At 64.0% G+C, this 21793-nt stretch carries 20 protein-coding genes; 12 read left to right on the top strand and 8 right to left on the bottom strand.

Annotation, left to right across the window (positions count from 1 at the left end):
• Positions 1–123 precede the first annotated feature (123 nt).
• Together ACFW0H_RS00595 and moaA are read right to left on the bottom strand one after the other, a co-directional pair.
• On the bottom strand, positions 124–1023 hold the full coding sequence (locus ACFW0H_RS00595; RefSeq protein ID WP_422911962.1) for a bestrophin family protein: 900 nt from the start codon (positions 1021–1023) through the stop codon (positions 124–126).
• Between the two features lie 32 nt (positions 1024–1055).
• The gene (moaA, locus tag ACFW0H_RS00590) at positions 1056–2054 is read right to left on the bottom strand and encodes a GTP 3',8-cyclase MoaA (RefSeq protein WP_422911961.1); all 999 of its coding nucleotides are present in this window, start codon (positions 2052–2054) and stop codon (positions 1056–1058) included.
• Between the two features lie 491 nt (positions 2055–2545).
• Here moaA and ACFW0H_RS00585 point away from each other — a divergent pair, with 491 nt between their 5' ends.
• The 3 genes from ACFW0H_RS00585 to cydB all read left to right on the top strand — a co-directional run bounded on the left by ACFW0H_RS00585 (position 2546) and on the right by cydB (position 7388).
• Positions 2546–4870 carry an FdhF/YdeP family oxidoreductase gene (locus ACFW0H_RS00585; RefSeq protein WP_422911960.1) on the top strand — a complete coding sequence of 775 codons (2325 nt, stop codon included), beginning with the start codon at positions 2546–2548 and terminating at the stop codon, positions 4868–4870.
• Positions 4871–4954: 84 nt separating this feature from the next.
• Positions 4955–6355 carry a cytochrome ubiquinol oxidase subunit I gene (locus ACFW0H_RS00580; protein ID WP_422911959.1) on the top strand — a complete coding sequence of 467 codons (1401 nt, stop codon included), beginning with the start codon at positions 4955–4957 and terminating at the stop codon, positions 6353–6355.
• A 16-nt stretch (positions 6356–6371) separates the two neighbouring features.
• Positions 6372–7388 carry a cytochrome d ubiquinol oxidase subunit II gene (gene cydB, locus ACFW0H_RS00575; RefSeq protein WP_422911958.1) on the top strand — a complete coding sequence of 339 codons (1017 nt, stop codon included), beginning with the start codon at positions 6372–6374 and terminating at the stop codon, positions 7386–7388.
• Positions 7389–7839: 451 nt separating this feature from the next.
• On the opposite strand, the gene ACFW0H_RS00570 is transcribed toward cydB, so the two are convergent.
• Together ACFW0H_RS00570 and ACFW0H_RS00565 are read right to left on the bottom strand one after the other, a co-directional pair.
• Positions 7840–8319 (bottom strand): nuclear transport factor 2 family protein, encoded by a 480-nt coding sequence (locus ACFW0H_RS00570; protein ID WP_422911957.1) that lies wholly within the window; start codon positions 8317–8319, stop codon positions 7840–7842.
• A 59-nt stretch (positions 8320–8378) separates the two neighbouring features.
• Positions 8379–8942: a TetR/AcrR family transcriptional regulator gene (locus ACFW0H_RS00565; protein ID WP_422912259.1), complete on the bottom strand. Its 564-nt coding sequence runs from the start codon at positions 8940–8942 to the stop codon at positions 8379–8381.
• Positions 8943–9263: 321 nt separating this feature from the next.
• Here ACFW0H_RS00565 and ACFW0H_RS00560 point away from each other — a divergent pair, with 321 nt between their 5' ends.
• From ACFW0H_RS00560 to ACFW0H_RS00540, 5 genes are read left to right on the top strand one after another with little or no spacing between them, the layout of a single operon-like run.
• Positions 9264–10718, top strand: coding sequence for a c-type cytochrome (locus ACFW0H_RS00560; protein WP_422911956.1), 1455 nt, complete (start codon positions 9264–9266; stop codon positions 10716–10718).
• Between the two features lie 38 nt (positions 10719–10756).
• The gene (ctaD, locus tag ACFW0H_RS00555; protein WP_422911955.1) at positions 10757–12532 is read left to right on the top strand and encodes a cytochrome c oxidase subunit I; all 1776 of its coding nucleotides are present in this window, start codon (positions 10757–10759) and stop codon (positions 12530–12532) included.
• Positions 12529–13218 carry a cytochrome c oxidase subunit 3 gene (locus ACFW0H_RS00550; protein ID WP_422911954.1) on the top strand — a complete coding sequence of 230 codons (690 nt, stop codon included), beginning with the start codon at positions 12529–12531 and terminating at the stop codon, positions 13216–13218. Before ctaD ends, ACFW0H_RS00550 begins: the two co-directional genes overlap by 4 nt.
• Before the next feature lie 4 nt (positions 13219–13222).
• The gene (locus tag ACFW0H_RS00545) at positions 13223–13909 is read left to right on the top strand and encodes a heme-copper oxidase subunit III family protein (RefSeq protein WP_422911953.1); all 687 of its coding nucleotides are present in this window, start codon (positions 13223–13225) and stop codon (positions 13907–13909) included.
• A 19-nt stretch (positions 13910–13928) separates the two neighbouring features.
• Positions 13929–14246 carry a cytochrome C oxidase subunit IV family protein gene (locus ACFW0H_RS00540; protein WP_422911952.1) on the top strand — a complete coding sequence of 106 codons (318 nt, stop codon included), beginning with the start codon at positions 13929–13931 and terminating at the stop codon, positions 14244–14246.
• A 24-nt stretch (positions 14247–14270) separates the two neighbouring features.
• Here ACFW0H_RS00540 and ACFW0H_RS00535 read toward each other — a convergent pair whose 3' ends face one another.
• Positions 14271–14825 carry a magnesium transporter gene (locus ACFW0H_RS00535; RefSeq protein WP_422911951.1) on the bottom strand — a complete coding sequence of 185 codons (555 nt, stop codon included), beginning with the start codon at positions 14823–14825 and terminating at the stop codon, positions 14271–14273.
• A 260-nt stretch (positions 14826–15085) separates the two neighbouring features.
• On the opposite strand from ACFW0H_RS00535, the gene ACFW0H_RS00530 reads away from it, so the two are divergent.
• From ACFW0H_RS00530 to ACFW0H_RS00515, 4 genes are all read left to right on the top strand, one after another.
• Positions 15086–15427 carry a hypothetical protein gene (locus tag ACFW0H_RS00530; RefSeq protein WP_422911950.1) on the top strand — a complete coding sequence of 114 codons (342 nt, stop codon included), beginning with the start codon at positions 15086–15088 and terminating at the stop codon, positions 15425–15427.
• 419 nt (positions 15428–15846) lie between these two features.
• A complete protein-coding gene (locus ACFW0H_RS00525; RefSeq protein WP_422911949.1) occupies positions 15847–16281 on the top strand; it encodes a nuclear transport factor 2 family protein in 435 nt (144 codons plus the stop codon).
• A gap of 53 nt (positions 16282–16334) precedes the next feature.
• The gene (locus tag ACFW0H_RS00520; RefSeq protein ID WP_422911948.1) at positions 16335–17513 is read left to right on the top strand and encodes a saccharopine dehydrogenase family protein; all 1179 of its coding nucleotides are present in this window, start codon (positions 16335–16337) and stop codon (positions 17511–17513) included.
• Positions 17514–17519: 6 nt separating this feature from the next.
• On the top strand, positions 17520–18644 hold the full coding sequence (locus ACFW0H_RS00515) for a DUF2855 family protein (protein ID WP_422911947.1): 1125 nt from the start codon (positions 17520–17522) through the stop codon (positions 18642–18644).
• Between the two features lie 173 nt (positions 18645–18817).
• Here ACFW0H_RS00515 and ACFW0H_RS00510 read toward each other — a convergent pair whose 3' ends face one another.
• The 3 genes from ACFW0H_RS00510 to ACFW0H_RS00500 all read right to left on the bottom strand — a co-directional run bounded on the left by ACFW0H_RS00510 (position 18818) and on the right by ACFW0H_RS00500 (position 21554).
• On the bottom strand, positions 18818–19042 hold the full coding sequence (locus tag ACFW0H_RS00510; protein WP_422911946.1) for a VF530 family protein: 225 nt from the start codon (positions 19040–19042) through the stop codon (positions 18818–18820).
• A gap of 118 nt (positions 19043–19160) precedes the next feature.
• Entirely contained in the window at positions 19161–20618 is a 1458-nt protein-coding gene (locus tag ACFW0H_RS00505; protein WP_422911945.1) for an alanine/glycine:cation symporter family protein, read from the bottom strand.
• A 117-nt stretch (positions 20619–20735) separates the two neighbouring features.
• Positions 20736–21554: an alpha/beta fold hydrolase gene (locus tag ACFW0H_RS00500; RefSeq protein WP_422911944.1), complete on the bottom strand. Its 819-nt coding sequence runs from the start codon at positions 21552–21554 to the stop codon at positions 20736–20738.
• Positions 21555–21793: the final 239 nt, after the last annotated feature.

Raw genomic sequence — 21793 nt, 5'->3', positions numbered from 1 at the left:
GTGAAGAGGCATGTTTTCCGGCGCCCCGGGTCAATCCAGTCGGTCGGGCCGATCGCGCGTGAGGCGCGACAACGTGCGATGGCGATACCCGGCACGGTTGGGCTTCGCGGGCTCAGCGCCAACCTACGACAACACATAGTCCACCGGCTCCAGCACCGGTGGCAGTTCCCGATGGCCGAGTGCGCCAAGGATTTCCCGCTCGATGGTGCGCACCATGGCGTCGGTGGGCAGGTCGTTCTCGTCCCGGCCGAAGGGGTTTTCCAGTTCGTCGCCGATGGCGTCCAGGCCGAAGAAGGTGTAGCTGACGATGGTGGTGAAGATCGGCGTGACCCAGCCCAGCGGAACGGCCATGGCGAACGGCAGCAGGATGCAGAAGATGTAGATGGTGCGGTGCAGCAGCAGGGTGTAGGGAAAAGGCAGCGGCGTGGACTTGATTCGCTCGCAGGTCGCCTGGGCCTCGGTCAGGCCATTGAGATGCTGCTCCAGGGCGATGGCGCGCCATTCGCTGACCTCGCCTTGCCGGGCCAGTCCGATGCACTGCTGGCCGATCCGGCGCAGGATGCCGTCGCTGATGTTGAGACCCTGACCACCCTCCACGCCGGCCACCCACTGGCTCGCGGCGGCGGCCTCGTCCTCGTCGCGCAACCTGGCGTTGAGCGCATGGGCGTATCCGCAAATCTCGCGTAACAGGGATTCGCGCAGGCGGTCGTTGCCGATGGCCAGGCTCTGACGGGTGAAGCCGCGGATCTCGAGAATCACCCGGCCCCAGGCCTTGCGGCCTTCCCACCAGCGGTCGTAGCAGGCGTTGTTGCGAAAGCTCATGAAGATCGACAGCGACAGGCCGAGGAGGGTGAAGGGTGTCGCCTCGACCCGTACGAACCAGTCGGGGTGGAGTGTGCCCACCAGGACGATGAGGGACGCCAACAGGGTGATCAGCAGGCTGCGCACGGCGATGCGCCGGGCGATGGAGCCCTTCAGGGAAATCAGGACGTTCAGCAGGTTGGGTTTGGGACGAACGATCATGGTTGTCGCGCCAGTCTGTCGTGGAGGGGGGGTCAGCCGCCGGTCATGTTCATGAAGCGCAGCACCTGGACTTCGTCGTTGACCTGGAACTGATGGCGCCAGGGCTTGATCCGCATGGCGTCGACGATGGCCTGCTCCAGCCGCTGCGGGTCGCCCGGGTGAGCGCGCAGCACGGCTTTCAGATCCACCGCGTGCTCGTTGCCCAGGCACAGCAGCAGGCGACCTTCGACGGTCAGGCGCACGCGGTTGCAGCTGCCGCAGAAGTTGTGGCTGTGGGGCGAAATGAAGCCCAGGCGGATGTCCGGGGCCTCTGCCAGGCGCCAGTAGCGCGAGGGGCCCTGGGTGGATTCGGCCGACTCGATCAGGGTGTAGCGCTCGGCGATGCGCGCGCGCACCTCGTCGCTGGAGCAGAACGACTCGCCCCGGCGGTGCTCGCTGATGGCGCCCAGGGGCATTTCCTCGATGAAGGAGATATCCAGCTGGCGGTCGATGGCAAAGCGCACCAGGTCGTTGGTCTCGCCGTCGTTGCGGCCCTTGAGCACCACGCAGTTGAGCTTGATATGGCGGAAGCCGGCGTTGCGCGCGGCATCGATTCCGGCGATGACGCTGGCCAGCTCACCGGTGCGGGTCAGCTCGCGAAAACGCTGCGGGTCCAGGCTGTCGAGGCTGATATTGAGCCGCGACAGACCGGCGTCAAACAGCGGGGCGGCCAGGCGGGTGAGCTGCGAGCCGTTGGTGGTCATGCACAGCTCGCGCAGACCGGCCAGATTGGCGATGCGCCGGCACAGCTCGACGATGCCGCTGCGCACCAGGGGTTCGCCGCCGGTGAGGCGGATCTTGCGGGTGCCCAGGGCGACGAAGCGTTCGGCCAGCAGGTAGAGCTCGTCCAGGCTGAGGATGCGTTGACGGGGCAGGAACTGCATGTCCTCGGCCATGCAGTAGACGCAGCGGAAGTCGCAGCGGTCGGTCACCGACATGCGCAGGTAATCGACCTTGCGGCCGAAGCCATCCACCAGGTGCTTGTGCGACATGATTGCCTCGTCGGGTGCGTGGAACAGGGCGGCCTGCCGGTGGCCATGGAACCTGTCATTGAGGCGGGAAATTAAGCGGTGGCGGGCGCGACGTCCAATCGCTATTTGCGACTGCTTGATCGATGGCATCTATCACGCATGAAAGCCTCTAAGTCGGTACTTTTGAGCTTTGCAAGATGGTCATAGAGGATCTCGATGAGATCGTCATTAATTGCGATTGGACGGCCTGCCGCGAACGGCCATAGCCTGAATACGAACCCAGGTTTCCAAGGCTGATTCGACACTCCCGCGAACGCGCTGGACGGCGCGTCGGACATTCCGCCCCCAGGGCGGACCCTTCACGGTCATTTTCCATAGGTGCTGTCGCGACTCGGTTCGCGACTCAGCGCCACGGGCTTGCTCGGCCCGGAAAAAGCCGCGAAGCCGGAGGTGGGAGCAGGGCCAGCCGGGATTGCCTGTACGACCTGCGTGCTGCGACTAGGAGAACCCCCATGAGCCTCGAAGATCACATCAAGCCCTATGATGGCCCGGCCGCCGGCTGGGGTGCGCTGAAGGCCGTCACCCGCACCTGGCTGGGCAGCGAGAACGCGCTGAAGAACATCCGCGTGATGCTCAAGACCAACCAGAACGGCGGCTTCGACTGCCCCGGCTGCGCCTGGGGCGAATCGCCCGAGAACGGCATGGTCAAGTTCTGCGAGAACGGCGCCAAGGCGGTGAACTGGGAGGCCACCGGGCGCAGTGTCGCCCCGGCGTTCTTCGCCCGCTACAGCGTCAGCCAGCTGCGCGAGCAGAGCGACTACTGGCTGGAGTACCAGGGCCGCCTGACCCATCCGATGCGCTATGACGCGGCCACCGATCACTATGTGGAAACCAGCTGGGACGAGGCCTTCGCCCTCATCGCCAAACACCTGAAGGCGCTGGATTCCCCCGACCAGGCCGAGTTCTACACCTCGGGCCGGGCCAGCAACGAAGCGGCTTACCTGTACCAGCTGTTCGTCCGTGCCTTCGGCACCAACAACTTTCCCGACTGCTCGAACATGTGCCACGAGGCCAGCGGTGTGGCCATGGGCGAAAGCCTGGGGGTGGGCAAGGGCACGGTGGTGTTCGACGACCTCGGCCAGGCCGACGCCATTTTCGTCATCGGCCAGAACCCCGGCACCAACCACCCGCGCATGCTCGAACCCCTGCGTGAGGCGGTGGAGCGGGGCGCCCAGGTGGTCTGCATCAACCCGCTGAAGGAACGCGGGCTGGAGCGCTTCCAGCACCCGCAGCATCCCATCGAGATGCTTTCCAACGGCTCCGAGCCTACCAGCACCGCGTACTTCCGCCCGGCGCTTGGAGGCGACATGGCAATGTTCCGCGGTATGGCAAAGTTCCTTCTGCAGTGGGATCGGGAGGCCCGGGCCAAGGGCGAGCCACCGGTGTTCGACCAGGTTTTCATCGCCGAGCACACCAGTGGTCTGGACCAATACCTGGCCGAAGTGGATGCCACCAACTGGGAGCAGATCGTCGGGCAGTCGGGGCTCAGCCAGGGCGAGATCGAGCTGGCCGCGCGCATGTACCGCAAGGCCGAGCGGGTGATCATGTGCTGGGCCATGGGCCTGACCCAGCACCGCCACTCGGTGCCGACCATCCAGGAAGTCATCAACCTGCAGCTGTTGCGCGGCAACGTCGGCCGCCCGGGTGCCGGGCTGTCCCCGGTGCGTGGCCACAGCAATGTGCAGGGCGACCGCACCATGGGCATCGACGAGCAGCCGCCGGCGCGCTTGCTGGATGCCCTGGAGCGCCGCTTCCGGTTCAAGGCGCCGCGGGAACACGGCCACAACGCCGTGCTGGCGATCAAGGCGATGGAGGAGGGCCGTGCCAAGGTGTTCATCGCCCTGGGCGGCAACTTCGCCCAGGCCACCCCGGATACCCCGCGCACCCACGCCGCGCTGCAGAACTGCGAACTGACGGTGCAGATCAGCACCAAGCTCAACCGCAGCCATCTGACCGTGGGACGCGAGGCGTTGATCCTGCCGTGCCTGGGCCGCACCGAGATCGACCTGCAGGCCGAAGGGCCGCAAGGCGTCACCGTGGAAGACACCTTCAGCATGGTGCATATCTCCCACGGCCAGCTGCGGCCGCGTTCGCCGCTCCTGCGGTCGGAACCGGCGATCATCGCCGGCATGGCCGAGGCCACCCTGGGCAAGCACCCCATCGACTGGTCCTGGGCCATCGCCGACTACGGGCGCATCCGCGACCTGATCGCCGACACCATTCCCGGCTTCGCCGACTTCAACCGGCGCCTGGCGCATCCGGGCGGCTTCCACCTGGGCAACAGCGCGGCGGAGCGTGTCTGGAACACCGCCAGCGGCAAGGCGCAGTTCACCCCTTGCGAGCTGCCTCGGCAACTGGTCAACGAGACCGTGCTGGAACGTGGCGACAGGCCGGACCTGATCCTGCAGACCATGCGTTCCCACGACCAGTACAACACCACGCTCTATGGCCTGGACGACCGTTATCGGGGCGTGTTCGGCATGCGCCATGTGGTGTTCGTCAGCGCCGAGGACATCCAGCGCCTGGGCTTCCAGCCCGGGGACAAGGTGGACCTGGTGTCCCTCTGGGACGATGGCCGCGAACGCCGGGCGCCGGGCTTCACCCTGGTGGCCTACGACATTCCCAAGGGCCAGGCGGCCGCCTACTACCCGGAAACCAACCCGCTGGTGCCGCTCGACAGCTATGGCGACCGCACCTTCACGCCCACCTCGAAGTTCATCGCCATTCGTGTCGAGAAGCCCAGCGCCGACGGCCTGATCACCTCGTCGGTCGCCTGACCCCTTGGCGGGGCCGGCAACGCCTCGCCAGTGACGACACCTCATCATTGCAGGGCGCTCACGGGCGCCCATGAGGAAATTTCCATGCTCAATCCCGAAGCGCTTGACCTGGCGCGGATCCAATTCGCCTTCACGGTCTCGTTCCACATCATCTTTCCCGCCATCACCATCGGCCTGGCCAGCTTCCTGGCGGTACTCGAAGGGCTCTGGCTGAAGACCGACCACCCGGTCTACCGAGACCTGTACAGGTTCTGGTCGAAGATCTTCGCCGTGAACTTCGGCATGGGCGTGGTTTCCGGCCTGGTCATGGCCTACGAGTTCGGCACCAACTGGGCGCGCTTCTCCGACTTCGCCGGCAGCATTACCGGTCCGCTGCTGACCTACGAGGTGCTCACCGCCTTCTTCCTCGAAGCGGGTTTTCTCGGCGTGATGCTGTTCGGCTGGGACCGGGTAGGGCGCGGCCTGCACTTCTTCTCCACGGTGATGGTGGCCATCGGCACCCTGATCTCCACCTTCTGGATCCTTGCTTCCAACAGTTGGATGCAGACGCCCCAGGGCTTCGAGATAGTCGATGGCCGGGTGCTGCCGGTGGACTGGTTCGCCGTGGTGTTCAACCCGTCCTTCCCCTATCGCCTGGCGCACATGGCCATCGCCGCCTTCCTTTCCACCGCTTTCTTCGTCGGCGCCTCGGCGGCCTGGCACCTGCTGCGCGGGCGCGACACACCGGCTGTGCGCAAGATGCTGTCCATGGCCATGTGGATGGCGTTGATCGTGGCGCCGATCCAGGCGGTGGTGGGCGACGCCCACGGCCTGAATACCCTTGAGCACCAGCCGGCGAAGATCGCCGCCATCGAGGGGCACTGGGAGAACCACCCCGGCGAGGCGACCCCACTGATCCTTTTCGGCCTGCCGGACATGGAGGCGGAAAAGACCCACTACAGCCTGGAGATTCCCTACCTCGGCAGCCTGATCCTGACCCATAGCCTGGACCGGCAGATCCCGGCGCTGAAAAGTTTCCCCAAGGAGGACCGGCCCAATTCCACCGTAGTGTTCTGGAGCTTCAGGATCATGGCCGGGCTGGGCATGCTGATGATCCTCACCGGCCTGCTGGCCCTGCTGCTGCGCCGCAAGGACGCGCTGTACCGGCACAAGGGCTTCCTGCGCCTGGTGCTGCTGATGGGGCCGTCGGGGCTGATCGCGCTGCTGGCCGGCTGGTTCACCACGGAAGTCGGCCGGCAGCCCTGGGTGGTCTACGGCCTGTTGCGCACCGTCCATGCCGCGTCGGAGCACGGCGTCGCTCAGCTCAGCCTGACCCTGGCGATCTTCGTGGCGGTGTACTTCTCGCTGTTCGGCGCCGGCATCGGCTACATGATGCGCCTCGTGCGCAAAGGTCCCCAGGGCGACCACGCCCCGCTGGACGTCACGCCGCGCCGGCCGCTCTCGGCCACGGGCCAGGACCTCGAACACGGCCTGCAGGCCGGCTGATCTGGAGTAGCGAATCATGGCAATTCAAGGTATCGACCTGCCCTTCATCTGGAGCGTGATCATCGCCTTCGGCCTGATGATGTACGTGATCATGGACGGCTTCGACCTGGGGCTGGGCATCCTTTTCCCTTTCATTTCCGACGCGGACGAACGCGATGTGATGATGAACACCGTGGCGCCGGTCTGGGATGGCAACGAGACCTGGCTGGTGCTGGGCGGCGCGGCGCTCTACGGCGCCTTCCCGCTGGCCTACTCGGTGGTGCTGGAGGCGCTCTACCTGCCGCTGGTGCTGATGCTGGCGGGGCTGATCTTCCGTGGCGTGGCCTTCGAGTTCCGCTTCAAGGCCCATCCGCGCAAGCGGCACATCTGGGACAAGTCCTTCATCGGCGGCTCCCTGGTGGCGACCTTCTTCCAGGGCGTGGTGATCGGCACCTACATCGCCGGCATCCCGGTGGTGGACCGCCAGTTCGCCGGTGGACCGCTGGACTGGCTGGCGCCGTTCCCGCTGTTCTGCGGCCTGGCGCTGATCGTCGCCTACGCCTTGCTCGGCAGCACCTGGTTGCTGGTCAAGACCGAGGACATGCTGGAATCGCGTATGCGCCACTTCAGCCGCCCGCTGGCCTACCTGCTGTTGCTGGCCATCGTGGTGATCTGCGTGTGGACGCCGAGCCAGCACCGGGAAATTGCCGCCCTCTGGTTCGGCGGCGACCATCGCGTGCTGTTCGGCCTCATAGCCCTGGGCGCGGTGGCTGCAATGGCGGGGCTGCAGCGGAGCCTGCGCCGCCGTCATTCCCACCTGCCATTCATCTGGACCCTGGGGCTGATCTTCCTCGGCTTCCTGGCCCTGGCCGTCAGCGTGTGGCCGAAGATCGTGCCGCCCTACATCGATATCTGGCAGGCGTCCTCGCCGCCCACCAGCCAGCTGTTCGCCTTGATCGGCACCCTGTTCATCCTGCCGATCGTCCTGACCTACACGGTGTGGAGCTACTACGTCTTCCGCGGCAAGGTGCGGGTGGGGGATGGGTATCACTGACCGTTGACGCAGTTGGGTTTCCTCCGGATTTCCTCCGGGCTACCGTAGGTTGGCGCCGAGCGCAGCGAGGCCCAACGAGATTGTTGGGCTTCGTTCCTCAGCACCAACCTACGGCAGGCCTTCGGCCTGCTTGGCGAATGAATTCGCCCCTACAGAAAACCCTGGAGCCCTGTAGGGTGGATAGCGCTTTTCTATCCACCCGCTTGGCGATGCAAGACACCGATGGTGGAAATCCCCATAAAGGATTTTCACCCGCGCTGCGGGTAGCCCGGATCAAATTCGGCGCAGGCTGGAATATTTCCCCCTCACCCCAGCCCTCTCCCTCAGGGAGAGGGGGATGGTTTGCGCATCGGCCCACGTGCGTCGTTGCAGGCCATGAATGGGCTTCAGGATTGCTCAAAGCATCAGGCGCGAGTCACCCCTCTCCCTTCAGGGAGAGGGAAGGGCACGATCACAGACCCAGTTCGGAGAGGCCCGGATGGTCGTCCGGACGGCGGCCCAGGGGCCAGCGGAACTTGCGCTCGGACTCCTTGATGGGCAGGTCGTTGATGGAGGCGTAGCGATTGAACATCAGGCCGTTGTCATCGAACTCCCAGTTCTCGTTGCCGTAGGAACGGAACCAGTTGCCGGAGTCGTCATGCCATTCGTAGGCGTAGCGCACGGCGATGCGGGTGTCGGAGTAGGCCCAGAGTTCCTTGATCAGGCGGTACTCGAGTTCCTTGGCCCACTTGCGGGTGAGAAAGGCCTTGGCTTCGGCGCGGTTGTTGGCGAACTCGGCACGGTTGCGCCACTTGGTATCCAGCGTATAGGCCAGGGATACCCTCTCCGGGTCGCGGCTGTTCCAGCCATCTTCGGCCAGGCGAACTTTGAGGATGGCGGAATCGCGGGTGAACGGGGGAAGTGGCGGACGAACTTCAGCGTCAGAGGACATGACCAGTCTCCAATACAAATAGAGGTTCAAAGTTTGAAGTTGCCCGCTCGATGACTTCCTTATTTCGACAGAAGACCGCGCGCTATATCCTGCGCGTTATCCGCTGAATTGAAATCGCCGAGCACATGGGCAACGGTAATGGCGCCGTCGATCAGGAGCAGAAACTGCCTGGCCAGGGCATCCGGATCATCGGCACCATATTCCTGGCAAATCCCGCGTACGAAACCGAGCAACTTCTCTTTGTGCTCTTTGGCAACCTGGCGGACGGGGTCCAGAGGATCACCCGTTTCACCCGCGGTATTGATGAAGGCGCAGCCCCGGAAACCCGGGGAGACGAACCAGTCCTTGAGCACGCTGAAGATCTGCAGCAATCGTGCCTCGGGGGTTTCAGCCTTTTCGACCTCGGTCCTGAACCAGTTCATCCAGCGCTCGTCGCGCCGTTTCAATACCTCTGCTACCAGTTCGTCCTTGGTTCCGAAGTATTTGTAGATACTCTTTCTCGCGACGCCGGAAGTCTTGACCAGAAGATCCATGCCCGTGGCATTGATACCGTTCCTGTAGATCAGGTCTTCGGCGCTTTCGAGAAGTCTTTCTCTGACATCGGAAGTTGATTTGCTGTCCATGTGAGAGATGGTAGAACGATCGTTCTCCACGAGCAAGCCTCTTTTCTGGAAAAGGTATGAACGGTCATCTCGATAAATGACGGGAATGATTCCATTGCACTCATCGATCGCTGCGAGATTCTACGCCGGCCCCGTGCGGCCAGGCCGGGCGGAGGGGAGGGCTGCCGGTTAGCAGCGTCTATACTTGCCTCGAACCTTGCCAGGGGGGTAGAGGCCGAGCTTCCGCGTGTTGTGGAGGCCGGAACAAGGGTTATCTTGCACTGCCGATGACCGTCGCACGCTTCAATAGCGCACGAGCATCAGGAACGAGGCGACGGGAACATGGCGATAGCAATTATCCTGGTCATCATCGTTGTTGCGTCCGTGCTGTTTCACTTCCTGGCGCCCTGGCACCTGACCCCGGCTGCATCCAACTGGGGCTCGATCGACACCACGCTGTTCATCACCCTGGTCATCACCGGTGTGTTCTTCATCGCCATCGTCGGTTTCATGGTGGTGGCGATCATTCGTTTCCGTCACCGCCCAGGCTCGCGCGCCGCCTACGAGCCGGAAAGCCGCAGGCTGGAATGGTGGCTGATCGTCGTCACCTCCCTCGGCATCATCGGCATGCTGGCACCGGGGCTGGTGGTCTACAGCGACTTCGTCCAGGTCCCGAAGGACGCCTACCCACTGGAGGTGGTCGCCCAGCAGTGGCAGTGGGCCTTCCGCTTTCCCGGGCAGGACGGCCAGCTCGGCCGCTCCGACGTCAAATGGGTGAATGCCGGCAATCCCCTCGGGCTCGACCCGGAGGACCCGGCCGGCCAGGACGACGTGCTGATCACGAACAACGAGGTGCGCCTTCCCCAGGACCGCCCGGTGAAGGTGCTGCTGCGTTCCAAGGACGTGCTGCACAACTTCTACATCCCGCAGATCCGCGGAAAGATGGACATGGTGCCGGGCATGGTCTCGCATTTCTGGTTCACCCCGACGGTGGCCGGCAAGTACGAAATCCTCTGCGCGGAGTTCTGCGGGGTAGGGCATTTCAATATGCGCGGCAACCTGGTGGTGGAATCGCCGGACCGGTTCGAGCAGTGGCTGGCCGCCCAGCCGACCTTCGCCCAGACCCTGGCCGCCGCCAGCAAGGCCAGCCCGGGCAGCCTGATCGAGAAAGGCCGTCAACTGGTGGAAACCCATGGCTGCCGGGCCTGCCACAGCCAGGATGGCAGCGCCAGCCTGGGGCCGGGCTGGAAGGACCTCTACGGACGCGAGGAGAAACTTGCGGACGGCAGCGGCGTCAAAGTCGACGAGGCCTACCTGAAGGAGTCCATCCAGGATCCCAAGGCTCGTCTGGTGCAAGGCTATCCGCCAGTGATGGTGCCCTATACTTTCAGCCAGGATGAGCTGACCGCCCTGGTCGCTTTCATCCGGTCGTTGAGCGCCGCCGGGCAACAGGAGCAAGGCGCCACCGGTACAGGTGGCGACATCGTGGCGCAGGGGCAGCAATTGGCCCAGTCCCTGGGTTGCCTGGCCTGCCACAGCGTGGATGGCAGCAAGGGCGTGGGGCCGAGCTGGCAGGGGCTGTTTGGTCACCGCGTGACGCTGGCCGACGGCAGCCAGGTCGAGGCGGACGAGGCCTACCTCAAGGAGTCCGTGCTGACACCGGCCGCCAAGCTGGTCCAGGGATTCCCGCCGGTGATGCCGGCCTTCACCCCCAGCGACCCGGAGCTGGACGCCCTGATCGCCTTCATCAAGTCCAGGGCGAACCCCGACGCCACCAAGCAGGAACCGGCGCCGTAGAACCTGAGGGATCTCCGACCCGTTACGGAGGGTTTCCGATGGCCCAAGTCGAGCACGCCGAAGCCGATGCGCTGCACGAGCCGACGAGCTTCTTTACCCGCTACATCTGGAGCCAGGACCACAAGGTCATTGCCATCCAGTATTCCCTGACCGCCATCTCCGTCGGCCTGGTCGCCCTGGTGCTGTCCGGCCTGATGCGCATGCAGATCGGCTTCCCCGGCAGCCTGGAGTTCATGGACGCGAGCACCTATTACCAGGCCATGACCATGCACGGGATGATCATGGTGATCTACCTGCTGACGGCGCTGTTCCTCGGCGGCTTCGGCAACTACCTGATCCCGCTGATGGTGGGCGCGCGGGACATGGTCTTCCCCTACGTCAACATGCTCAGCTACTGGTTCTACCTGCTTTCGGTGCTGGTCCTGCTGGCCAGCTTCTTCGTGCCGGGCGGACCCACGGGGGCGGGCTGGACCCTCTATCCACCCCAGGCCATCACCCAGGGCACGCCGGGTACCGAGTGGGGCATCGTGCTGATGCTGGTGTCCCTGGCGATCTTCATAGTCGCCGCGACCATGGGCGGCCTGAACTACGTGACCACCGTGCTGCAGGCACGCACCCACGGCATGACGCTGTTCCGCATGCCGCTCTCGGTGTGGGGCATCTTCATGGCCTCGATCCTGGCGCTGCTGGCCTTCCCGGCGCTGTTCGTCAGCGCGGTGATGATGCTCTTCGACCGTCTGCTGGGCACCAGCTTCTTCATGCCGGCGCTGATCTCCATGGGGCAGCCGCTGAACCACCAGGGCGGCAGCCCGATCCTCTTCCAGCACCTGTTCTGGTTCTTCGGCCATCCGGAGGTGTACATCGTCGCCTTGCCGGCCTTCGGCCTGGTGTCGGACCTGATCAGCACCCATGCGCGCAAGAACATCTTCGGCTACCGCATGATGGTCTGGGCCATCGTCGCCATCGGCGTGCTGAGCTTCGTGGTCTGGGCCCACCACATGTACGTCAGCGGGATGAACCCCTATTTCGGCTTCTTCTTCGCCGTCACCACCCTGGTGATCGCCGTGCCCACCGCGCTCAAGGTCTACAACTGGACCCTGACCCTCTGGCATGGCGACATCCACCTGACGGTGCCCATGCTCTTCGCCCTGGCCTTCATCGTCACCTTCCTGGTGGGTGGGCTAACCGGGCTCTTCCTTGGCAATGTGATCGTCGACATTCCGCTCTCGGATACCTATTTCGTCGTGGCGCACTTCCACATGGTCATGGGGGTGGCGCCGATCCTGGTCGTATTTGGCGCCATCTACCACTGGTTCCCGAAGATCACCGGACGGATGCTCAACGACACCCTCGGCAAGCTGCATTTCTGGATCACCTTCCTCGGCACCTATGCCATCTATTTCCCCATGCACTACCTGGGCTTCCTCGGCATGCCGCGGCGCTATTACGCCTACCCCGGATACGAGTTCATCCCGCAGTCGGCCCAGGACCTCAATGCCTTCATCACGGTGGCGGCACTGATCGTGGGCGTGTCCCAGTTGCTGTTCCTGGTCAACCTGGCCTGGAGCACCTTCAAGGGCCGCCCCGCCGGCAGCAACCCGTGGAAGGCCGCCAGCCTCGAATGGCAGACCCCGGACACGCCGCCGGTGCACGGCAACTGGCGGGAGAAACTGCCGGTGGTCCATCGCTGGGCCTATGACTACAGCGTGCCGGGTATCGAGCAGGACTTCGTGCCGCAGACGGTTTCCGAGGAAGAACTGCAGCGCCTGCGCGAGGCCAACGGCAAGGCCACCTCGACGGAGAAACGGCCATGAGCGCACAACTCTGGAAGCATGCTGGCGGCGCCGAACCGGGGGGCTGGAGCCCGGGCGAGTCCCATGGGCCCGAGGCGCCGATCCATGACCGACGCAGGACCGCCAAGGTCGGCCTGGGTGTTTTCCTCGGCGTGGTGACCTCGCTCTTCCTGCTGTTCCTGCTGGCCTTCGTCGCCCGCTCCCAGGTGTCCGACTGGCGGCCGCTGACCGACCCGCTGGCGCCCCTGGCCCATCCCTGGATGCTCTGGGTGAACACCGCGCTGCTGGCCCTGGGCAGCGCCAGCCTGCAATGGGCCAAGGTGTCGATCGGACGCAATCAGGCGGGCACGGCGACCCTGGCCTTCCTGCTCGGTGGTGGCTTCGCCATCGCCTTCCTCGGCGGGCAGCTCTGGGTGTGGCAGCAGTTCGCCGCCTGGGGCTATTTCGTCTCGGGCAATCCGGCCAACAGCTTCTTCTACCTGCTCACCGGCCTGCATGGTCTGCACCTGGCGGGCGGCCTGGTGGCCTGGGGCGTGGTTGCGCAACGCCTGCTGCGCCACGGCGCCATGGAGCGGCTGCGCACCGGCATGGAACTCTGCGCCTTCTATTGGCACTACCTGCTGGGACTGTGGCTGGTGCTCTTCGCGCTGCTCACCAGTACGCCGGAAACCTACCAGGCCATCGCGGCCTTCTGCGGATTGAGGTAACGCCATGGCCACATCGACGCGGGAGACCCCGGCCGGGAACCCATCGGCCTGGCGGGGCATAGCCCAGGACTGGTCCTCGGATCGCGATGCCTTCAAGCAGGTGCCCTGGGGCAAGGCGATGATGTGGATCTTCCTGCTAAGCGACACCTTCATCTTCACCTGCTTCCTCACCGGCTACATGTCGGTGCGCATCAGCACCACTGCCACCTGGCCCAACCCCAGCGAGGTCTTCGCCCTCAACATAGGCGGCGCCCACATCCCGCTGATCCTGATCGCCATCATGACTTTCGTGCTCATCAGCAGCAGCGGCACCATGGCCATGGCGGTGAACTATGCCTATCGCCACGACCGCGTGCGCAGCGCCGCACTGATGCTGACTACCGCGGCCTTCGGCGCCACCTTCGTCAGTATGCAGGCCTTCGAGTGGAGCAAGCTGATCGCCGAAGGCGTGCGGCCCTGGGGCAACCCCATGGGCGCGGCGCAGTTCGGTGCCTGCTTCTTCATGATCACCGGGTTCCACGGCCTGCACGTGTCGGTGGGGGTGATCTATCTCAGCACCGTGGCCTTCAAGGTGCTGCGCGGGGACTACGAGAAGCGCGGGAACTACCAGATCGTCGAGATCGCCGGCCTCTATTGGCACTTCGTGGACCTGGTCTGGGTGTTCATCTTCGCGTTTTTCTATCTGTGGTAAGGGCAGGGGAGTGATGCAGATGGCGCATGCGCAAGGTCAACAACACCCGATCAGCCTGTACCTGAAGATATGGGGGCTGCTGTTTATCCTCAGCACCCTGTCCTACCTGGTGGACTACTTCCATTTCGTTGGTCTTTTCCGCTGGTCGATGATCATCATCCTGATGCTGTTGAAAGCGGGGCTGATCGTCTCGATCTTCATGCACATGGCATGGGAGCGCCTGGCGCTGGTCTACGCCATTCTGGTGCCGCCGCTGTGCCTGCTGGTGCTGGTGGGGCTGATGGCCGCCGAGGCGGACTACGTGTTCTTCACACGCGGACTGTTCCTTGGCCAGTAGCCCCACGGTTCCCCCGGAGGATTGCTAGATGGTCCGCTTGAACTGATGCCAGCGGTGCAGCCAGGCGACTATCCAGTGCGGTGAAGCCGATCCCGTTCCGGCCAGCCGCAGCTGCGGGTGGTGAACGATGATCCGGTCGAGAGTGGATTCCTGCTCCGGCTCCACATCGACGAAGAAGATGTGTTCGCCTTCCTTCACCTTCTCTTTCAGATTGCGGAAGTGCGCATTGGGCACCTGAATGCCGAAGAAGCCGCCTTCCCAGATGCAGAAGCCCAGCACCACCACGGCCAGGAACACGAAAGGCACCCAGCCTGCCGGCGTATCGGTCCAGCCCGCCAACCAGGCACCCAGCAGGATCAGGGCGGCCAGCGGCACACCGATCACCGCGCCGATTTCGCCGGAGTGGACGACGTCCTGCTTCATGAAGGAATTCACATCATGGAGATGGTGCTGTTCAACGTCCGCATCCCTGTCGCTCAATACATGGATCTGCTCGGTGTTGATGCCGTTGGCCTCGAGCTCGGACTCAACGGTTTCGAGGTCATCGAGATTGTCACTGATGTAGTAGTGCCGATTCATGACACACCTCCGGGCGCTTGCTCAAAGTTGTCGGCCGTCCCCCGCAACAGATGGTTTTATTCCTGGTGGTTATCCTCGAAACATCAATAGAAATTCAGGGTTCTTTCACCGGGAAATTATAGCACCCGGACTTTTTTGCAATTCCGCGAGCCCTTGCCACGCGCGGCTTTGGCGATGGCTGACGCATTCGCACTGCGGGGCTTGTCTAAACTGGGGATTGAACATCAGGCGCGGCAACGCCCAAGTCAGGAGGTCGCTAGATGAATACCTTGACCATCAAAAGCTGGTGCAAGCCCCAGGGGGCGGAAAAGTCCATCCCGATGGGTGATCTTCATTTCCACGTCAACGACTCCGATCACCTGCGGCTCGAAGCGGCGGAAGAAAGCCTGCAGAAGTCCCACGAGCGGGAAGTGATGATCGACGCCGACATGGAACACATGGAATTGATCACACCCGCCGAATGCGGCTCGCTGTCCGACCTGCAGTTCCGCGTCTACCTGAGCAAGGGCGACGAGCGCGGGCAGTTCCACCTGGTAGGGCATCGGGAGAGCGACGGCAGCCTGGTGTACACCAATTCGGTGATGATCGATCAGCTGGGGTAGGGCGCGATGCAGCCCGGACCGGCGCCCGGTCCCGGTCCGGGGCCTTTCGATTGTCCGCCGCGGCAATCCCGATCATCAATTTCCAATCTGGCTCGCCGATCGGTGCGTCGTCATTCCGCGCCGCCATGAAGCCCCACTGATCCATTCGAGCAATACCGATCTGCCCCTGCCGCTTCACCCTGCCTCCGCACAGGCCATTCACTTCTGTGCGACAGGATCAATCAACTGTCATTTTCGATCATTGAGCCTGTGTATTTAGGACCGTATCGTCCATTGCCACTGACCTGATCAGTGAATGGATGTGCGGCCGGGAATCGCCTGATTCACCTCCATCCCTTCGCGGCCCTCGACCCGGGTTCGCGCCTGGCCGCATACCTCTGACCGGACTTCCAGAACAAGAACAACTGAAGGGGAACAGCATGTCTGAGCTGAAACTGCATCCCAAGGCGGCTGCTTCGCTGCACCGCTGGCACACCATGGTCGCCCAGGGCGATCTCTCCGCCCTGCCCGAACTGCTGGATTCGAACGCGGTGTTTCGTTCGCCCATGGCGCATACACCCTATCCTGGCGCCGAAGTGGTTTCGACCATTCTCAATACCGTGATCAAGGTCTTTACTGACTTTTCCTATCACCGCGAATTGGTTACGGGCGATGGCCTCAATGTGGTGCTGGAGTTCAGTGCCCGTGTCGACGGACGCGATCTGAAGGGCATCGACATGATCCGCTTCGATGAAAACGGAAAGATCGTCGAGTTCGAGGTGATGGTCCGTCCCATGAGCGGACTGCAGGCCCTGGGCGAAGAGATGGGGCGGCGCCTGGCCCCCTATCTGGCCGCAGCCAAGGCTTCAGCCTGAGGACCATGTGGGGGAGCGTCAGGCTCCCCCGATCATTTTCAGGAGGTGTGCAGATGAAGCAGACAGCCGAGTTCGACCTTATCGTCTACGGCGCTACCGGCTACACCGGTCGGCTGGTGGCCGAGTATCTCAGCCAGGCCTATGCCGATGGCGCCAACTTGCGTTGGGCAATGGCCGGCCGCGATGCCGGCAAGCTGGCCATGGTGCGCCAGGAGATCGGCGCGCCGACCGATACCCCCCTGGTGGTCGCGGACATTGGCGACCCTGCCAGCCTGCGGGCGATGGTCGGGCGTACCCGCGTGGTGCTGACCACCGTCGGGCCCTACCAGTTGTACGGCGAACCGCTGGTGGCTGCGTGTGCCGAGATGGGAGCCGACTATGTAGACCTCTGCGGCGAGCCCGCCTGGATGCGCAAGATGATCGACACCTACGGCGAGGCCGCAGGTCGTAGTGGCGCGCGTATCGTCTTTTCCTGCGGCTTCGACTCCATTCCCTTCGACCTCGGCGTGTTCTACCTGCAGCAGGCCGCACGGCAGCGCTTCGGCGCCCCGCTTCCGCGGATCAAGGGCCGGGTACGCAAGATGAAGGGCACCTTTTCCGGCGGCACGGCGGCCAGTCTCAAGGCCACCCTGGCGGCCGCCAAGGCCGATCCACAGGTACTCCGGTTGCTGGGCGATCCCTTCGCCCTGACACCCGGTTTCAATGGCCCGCCCCAACCCGCCGCGGACCGCCCGGCCTACGACGACTCCCTGGGCAGCTGGGCGGCGCCGTTCATCATGGCGGCCATCAACACCCGTAATGTGCACCGCTCCAATTTCCTGCTGGGCCACGCCTATGGTGAGGACTTCGCCTATGACGAGATGCTCCTTACCGGCCCGGGCGAGCAGGGCAGGGCGACCGCCGAGGCGGTGGCCAGCGACCGTTCCCTGGCCAGCGACAAGGCACCCAAGCCCGGCGAAGGCCCGAGCCGGGAGGAACGGGAGAATGGTTTCTACGATCTGCTGTTCATCGGCGAGATGGCGGATGGGCGTACCCTCCGGGCGAGTGTCGCCGGCAAGCGCGACCCGGGTTACGGCTCCACCTCGCGGATGATCGCCGAGGCCGCCCTGTGCCTGGTTTGGGAAGCCCAGGAAACGCCAGGCGGCATCTGGACCGCGGCGCCGGCAATGGGCGAGAAACTGATCCGGCGGCTGACCGAGCGCGCCGGGTTGACCTTCAGGATGGAGGCGTGAGGCCCAATGGCAACCACGACTGTGCGGGACTTCCTGGTCGACCGTTCCGACCTGGCGCGCTGCGAACTCCGGGAGACATCGCTCGCCCCGGATTCCCTTGAACCGGGGCAGGTGCTGCTACGAGTCGACCGCTTCGCCTTCACGGCCAACAACATCACCTACGCAGCCATGGGTGAAGCCATGCACTACTGGCGATTCTTCCCGGCCCGGGAGGGTTGGGGGATCGTCCCGGTGTGGGGCTTCGCCGAGGTCCAGGCCTCGCGCTGCGAAGGGGTCGAGACGGGCGAGCGCTTCTACGGCTACTACCCGATGTCCACGCACTTGCTGGTTACCCCGGTGCAGGTGAAGGAGGGTGGCTTCGTCGATGGTACCGCCCACCGTCGGCAACTGCCGATCATCTACAACCAGTACCTGCGCTGTACGCGCGACCCGCTCTACAGCCAGAGCAGTGAAGCCTTGCAGATGTTGCTACGCCCGCTGTTCACCACTTCCTTCCTGCTCGACGATTTCTTTGCCGACAACCGCTTCTTCGAGGCCGAGTGCCTGGTGCTGACCAGCGCCTCCAGCAAGACGGCCATCGGCATGGCGTACCTGCTGCATCACGAGCGCGTCCGGCGCGATCGACAGTGCGAGATCGTCGGCCTGACCTCGCCGGGACACCGGGCGTTTGTCGAGGACCTGGGCTGCTACGACCGGGTACTCGATTATGGCCAGGTGGCCGAACTGGACGCTGGAACGCCAACGGCGACCGTGGATTTCGCCGGCAATGGCGAGCTGCTCGGTCGCCTGCACACCCACCTTGCTCCGCAGTTGCGCTTCAGCTGCCTGGTGGGGGCGGCACACTGGGACCAACGCCGTGGTCTGCCCAAGGAGCTACCCGGTCCGGCGCCGCAACTGTTCTTCGCGCCCGCGCAGGCCGAACACCGCTTGAAGGAGTGGGGTGGGGCGGTTTTCCAGCAGCGCCTTGCCGAGTGCTGGCAGGCCTTCCTCGGCTTCGCAGGGCAATGGCTTCTCGTCGAGCAGGGCGCGGGGGCGGATGCGGTCGAAGGCGTGTATCGGGAAATGCTGACCGGCCGCGCCAGCCCGCAGGCCGGCCATATCCTGTCGTTAGCGGTGGATCCCAGTCGGTAGACCCTGTGAATGGCCGGGCCAAGGACATTTCGTAGGCTGGTGCTGAGCCTGCGAAGCCCCGCGATGTGCGGGTTGTTGGGCCTCGCTGCGCTCGGCACCAACCTACGGAATCCGAGGTGGTCACGCTCCCTTCCAGGGTCAAAGGCAAGTCCAGGTTCCAGGAACGTGGATCCTTACTCCTGCTTCTGTCGCATCTGGACGAACAACGCTTCCACCTTTTCCCGTGCCCAGGGCGTCTTGCGCAGGAAGGTCAGGCTGGATTTGATGCTGGGGTCGCTTTTGAAGCAGCGGATGTCGATGCGCTTGGCCAGCCCTTCCCAGCCATAGTGGGCCACCAGTTCGTTGAGCAGCTTTTCCAGGGTGATGCCGTGGAGCGGATTTTTCGGGGGCTGGGTCATGGCGTGTCTTGATCGGTGGCTGGTGAAAGGTGGGCACTATGTGCGCTTTTGGCCATAAGTTGAAGCCGGACCGATAACCCGAGGCGCTGCCGAAAGCCGGCAGCGCCTGTGTCCCTGCTCAGTACCGGCCCACTGCCGTCTCGGCAAGGCCCTCCTCGCGTTCGGCGCTCTGCGGTGACCTGGCGCCCTTGGCCGGCCAGGCGCCCGGGTCCAGGTCGAGGTCGGCGAAGCGGCTGGGGTCGAACAGCGGGGCCTTGATGCCGGCCTTGCGTTGCGCGTCGTAGTCCTGCATCACCCGCAAGCCGACCTTGAACAGCAGGGCCAGGGCGAGCAGGTTGACCAGCGCCAGCAGGGTCATGGTGATGTCGGCGAAGGCGAACACGGTGCCCAGGTCCTCGATGGCGCCCCAGAAGATCAGCACAAGCACCAGGGCGCGGTAGCCGATCACCAGCGGCCGTTTGTTGCCGAACAGGAAGCGCAGGTTGTTCTCGCCGAGGTAGTAGTTGTAGAGGATCGAGGTGAACACGAAGAGGGCCAACGCCACGCTGATGAAGGTGCGGCCCCAGTCACCGACCACCGCTGCCAGGGAGTCCTGGGTCAGCACCAGGCCATCGCCTTCGAAGCCGGGGGTGTAGAAGCCCGAGAGCAGGATCAGCAGTGCGGTGCAGGTGCAGATGACGAAGGTGTCGAAGAACACGCTGAAGGCCTGGACCACGCCCTGGGAGGCGGGATGGTCCACCTTGGCGACGGCGGCGACATTCGGCGCACTACCCAGACCCGCCTCGTTGGCGAACACGCCGCGCTTCACGCCCATCACGATGGCACTGCCCACCAGGCCGGAGAACGCCTGGTCGAGGCCGAAGGCGCTGCGGAAGATGGTCAGCAGCATGTCGGGCACGTGCTCGAACTGCACCACGATCACGTACAGGGTGACGCCAATGTAGGCGAGCGTCTTCAGCGGCACCAGCAGGTCCGACACGGCGGCGATGCGTTTGATGCCGCCGATGAACACCAGGGCCAGCAGCACTGAAAGTGCTATGCCGGTGTAAGTGGTGGAGAAGCCGAAGGCATTGTTCAGCGAGTGGGTCACTGCATGGGATTGCAGCCCGTTGAAGGCGAAGCCGAAGGTGACCAGCAGCAGGGCGGCAATCAGCATGGCCAGCGCGCGGCTCTTCAGGCCGTACTGGATGTAGTAGGACGGGCCGCCACGGAACTGGCCGTTGGCGTCGCAGCGTTTGTAGAGCTGCCCCAGGGAACACTCGAAGTAGCTGGTGGACATGCCCACCAGTGCCGTCAGCCACATCCAGAACACTGCGCCGGGGCCACCCAGGGTGACGGCGACGCCGACCCCGGCGATATTCCCGGCGCCGACCCGGCCGGCGAGGCTGAGCATGAGCGCCTGAAAGGAGCTGATTTCACCCGCGCTCTTGCGCAGGCTGTCGCGGAACACGCCGAACATGTGGGGGAAGTGGCGTATCTGGACGAAGTTGGAGCGGATGGTGAAGTAGGCGCCGAGCCCTACGATGAGCACGATCAGGACCTTGCCGGAAAGAAAGGCGTTGAGGGTTTCGAGCATGTGAGTCTCCTCGTTCTTGTTCTGCTGGAGTGTTTGCACAAGGCGTACGGAGCCGCTGCGACCGGCGGGCCGGGCGCAGGGAAATCCGTCAGCGATGGAAGGGTCGATTGGCCTGCGTCAGCCGGTGGCGCAGAAGCGTTGCAGGTGGGCGATGCGTTCCCACATGGCGGTGGGGTTGGAGTACATGGGGAAGTGGCCGCAGTTGCGGATTTCGGCCAGGTGCACGCCCTGGCTCTGGATGTAGGCCAGGTAGGACAGCGAGGTGTTCTGCTCGCCATACATGAACATGCGCGGGAAGGGCAGGGAGAGGAACTTGTCCATCAGCTCGCCGTGGTCGGACAGCTCCACCATTGACTCGAAGATCCCGCGCACCGCGCCAGCACGCACCTTGTGGCGCAGGCTGGCGGCGTAGAGCGCGCTGGCGTAGGCAGGGGCATGGCGGGTGCGTTCGATGAAGTCCTCGAAGAAGCGCTCGGCGTCGTCCTGCGGGTAGTCGTGGATCTGCCGGCTGAGGAAGCAGTCTTCCGGGGCGATATTGCCTTCGATGTCGACGAAGCTGAGTACTCGATCTGGGTGCTGGTGGGCCAGCAGCAGCGAGGTGAGGCCGCCCATGGAGTGACCGACCAGATGGAAGCGCTGGATGCCGAAGTGTTCCAGCATCGCCAGGGCGGTCTTGACCAGGAAGGGGATGGAGATGCGCGACAGGTCGGCGCAGGTGGTCTCGCCGCATCCCGGGGCGTCATAGGCGAGGAAGGGGTGCCCATTGAACGCGGCGTATCGGACGACGTCGGCATAGTCCTCCTTGGTGGAGCCGAAACCGTGGAGGAAGACGATGGGCGCCTTGTCGCCGTCGCGATGCAGGGCGGCAACCCGCAGGTCGACCCCGGCGATGCTCAGCGGCACGCAAGAACGGATGAATTCTTCTTGTTTGGACACGTTGGCGGCTCCTGGGAATTGGCGTTGGCGCAATGCCCTTCACTCTCGGGTCAGGCGATCCTTCTGTAAATTCCTAAGGTGGTAAGCCATCCATATGCTGAACCTATGGATTCCAGCTGTGCACAGGAAGTGTGGGGGCGATTTCATTCGCCAAGCAGGACGTAGTCCTGCCGCACTGCAAGTAGGAGCGAGCTCTGCTCGCGAACGAGTCCCCTTCGCGAGCAGAGCTCGCTCCTACG

The sequence above is a fragment of the Metapseudomonas cellulosilytica genome, from assembly GCF_049334135.1.
In the GTDB taxonomy this organism is placed as follows: domain Bacteria; phylum Pseudomonadota; class Gammaproteobacteria; order Pseudomonadales; family Pseudomonadaceae; genus Metapseudomonas.
The sequence above is the reverse complement of the archived record's forward strand: the minus strand, read 5'-3'. Positions and strand labels throughout refer to the sequence as shown.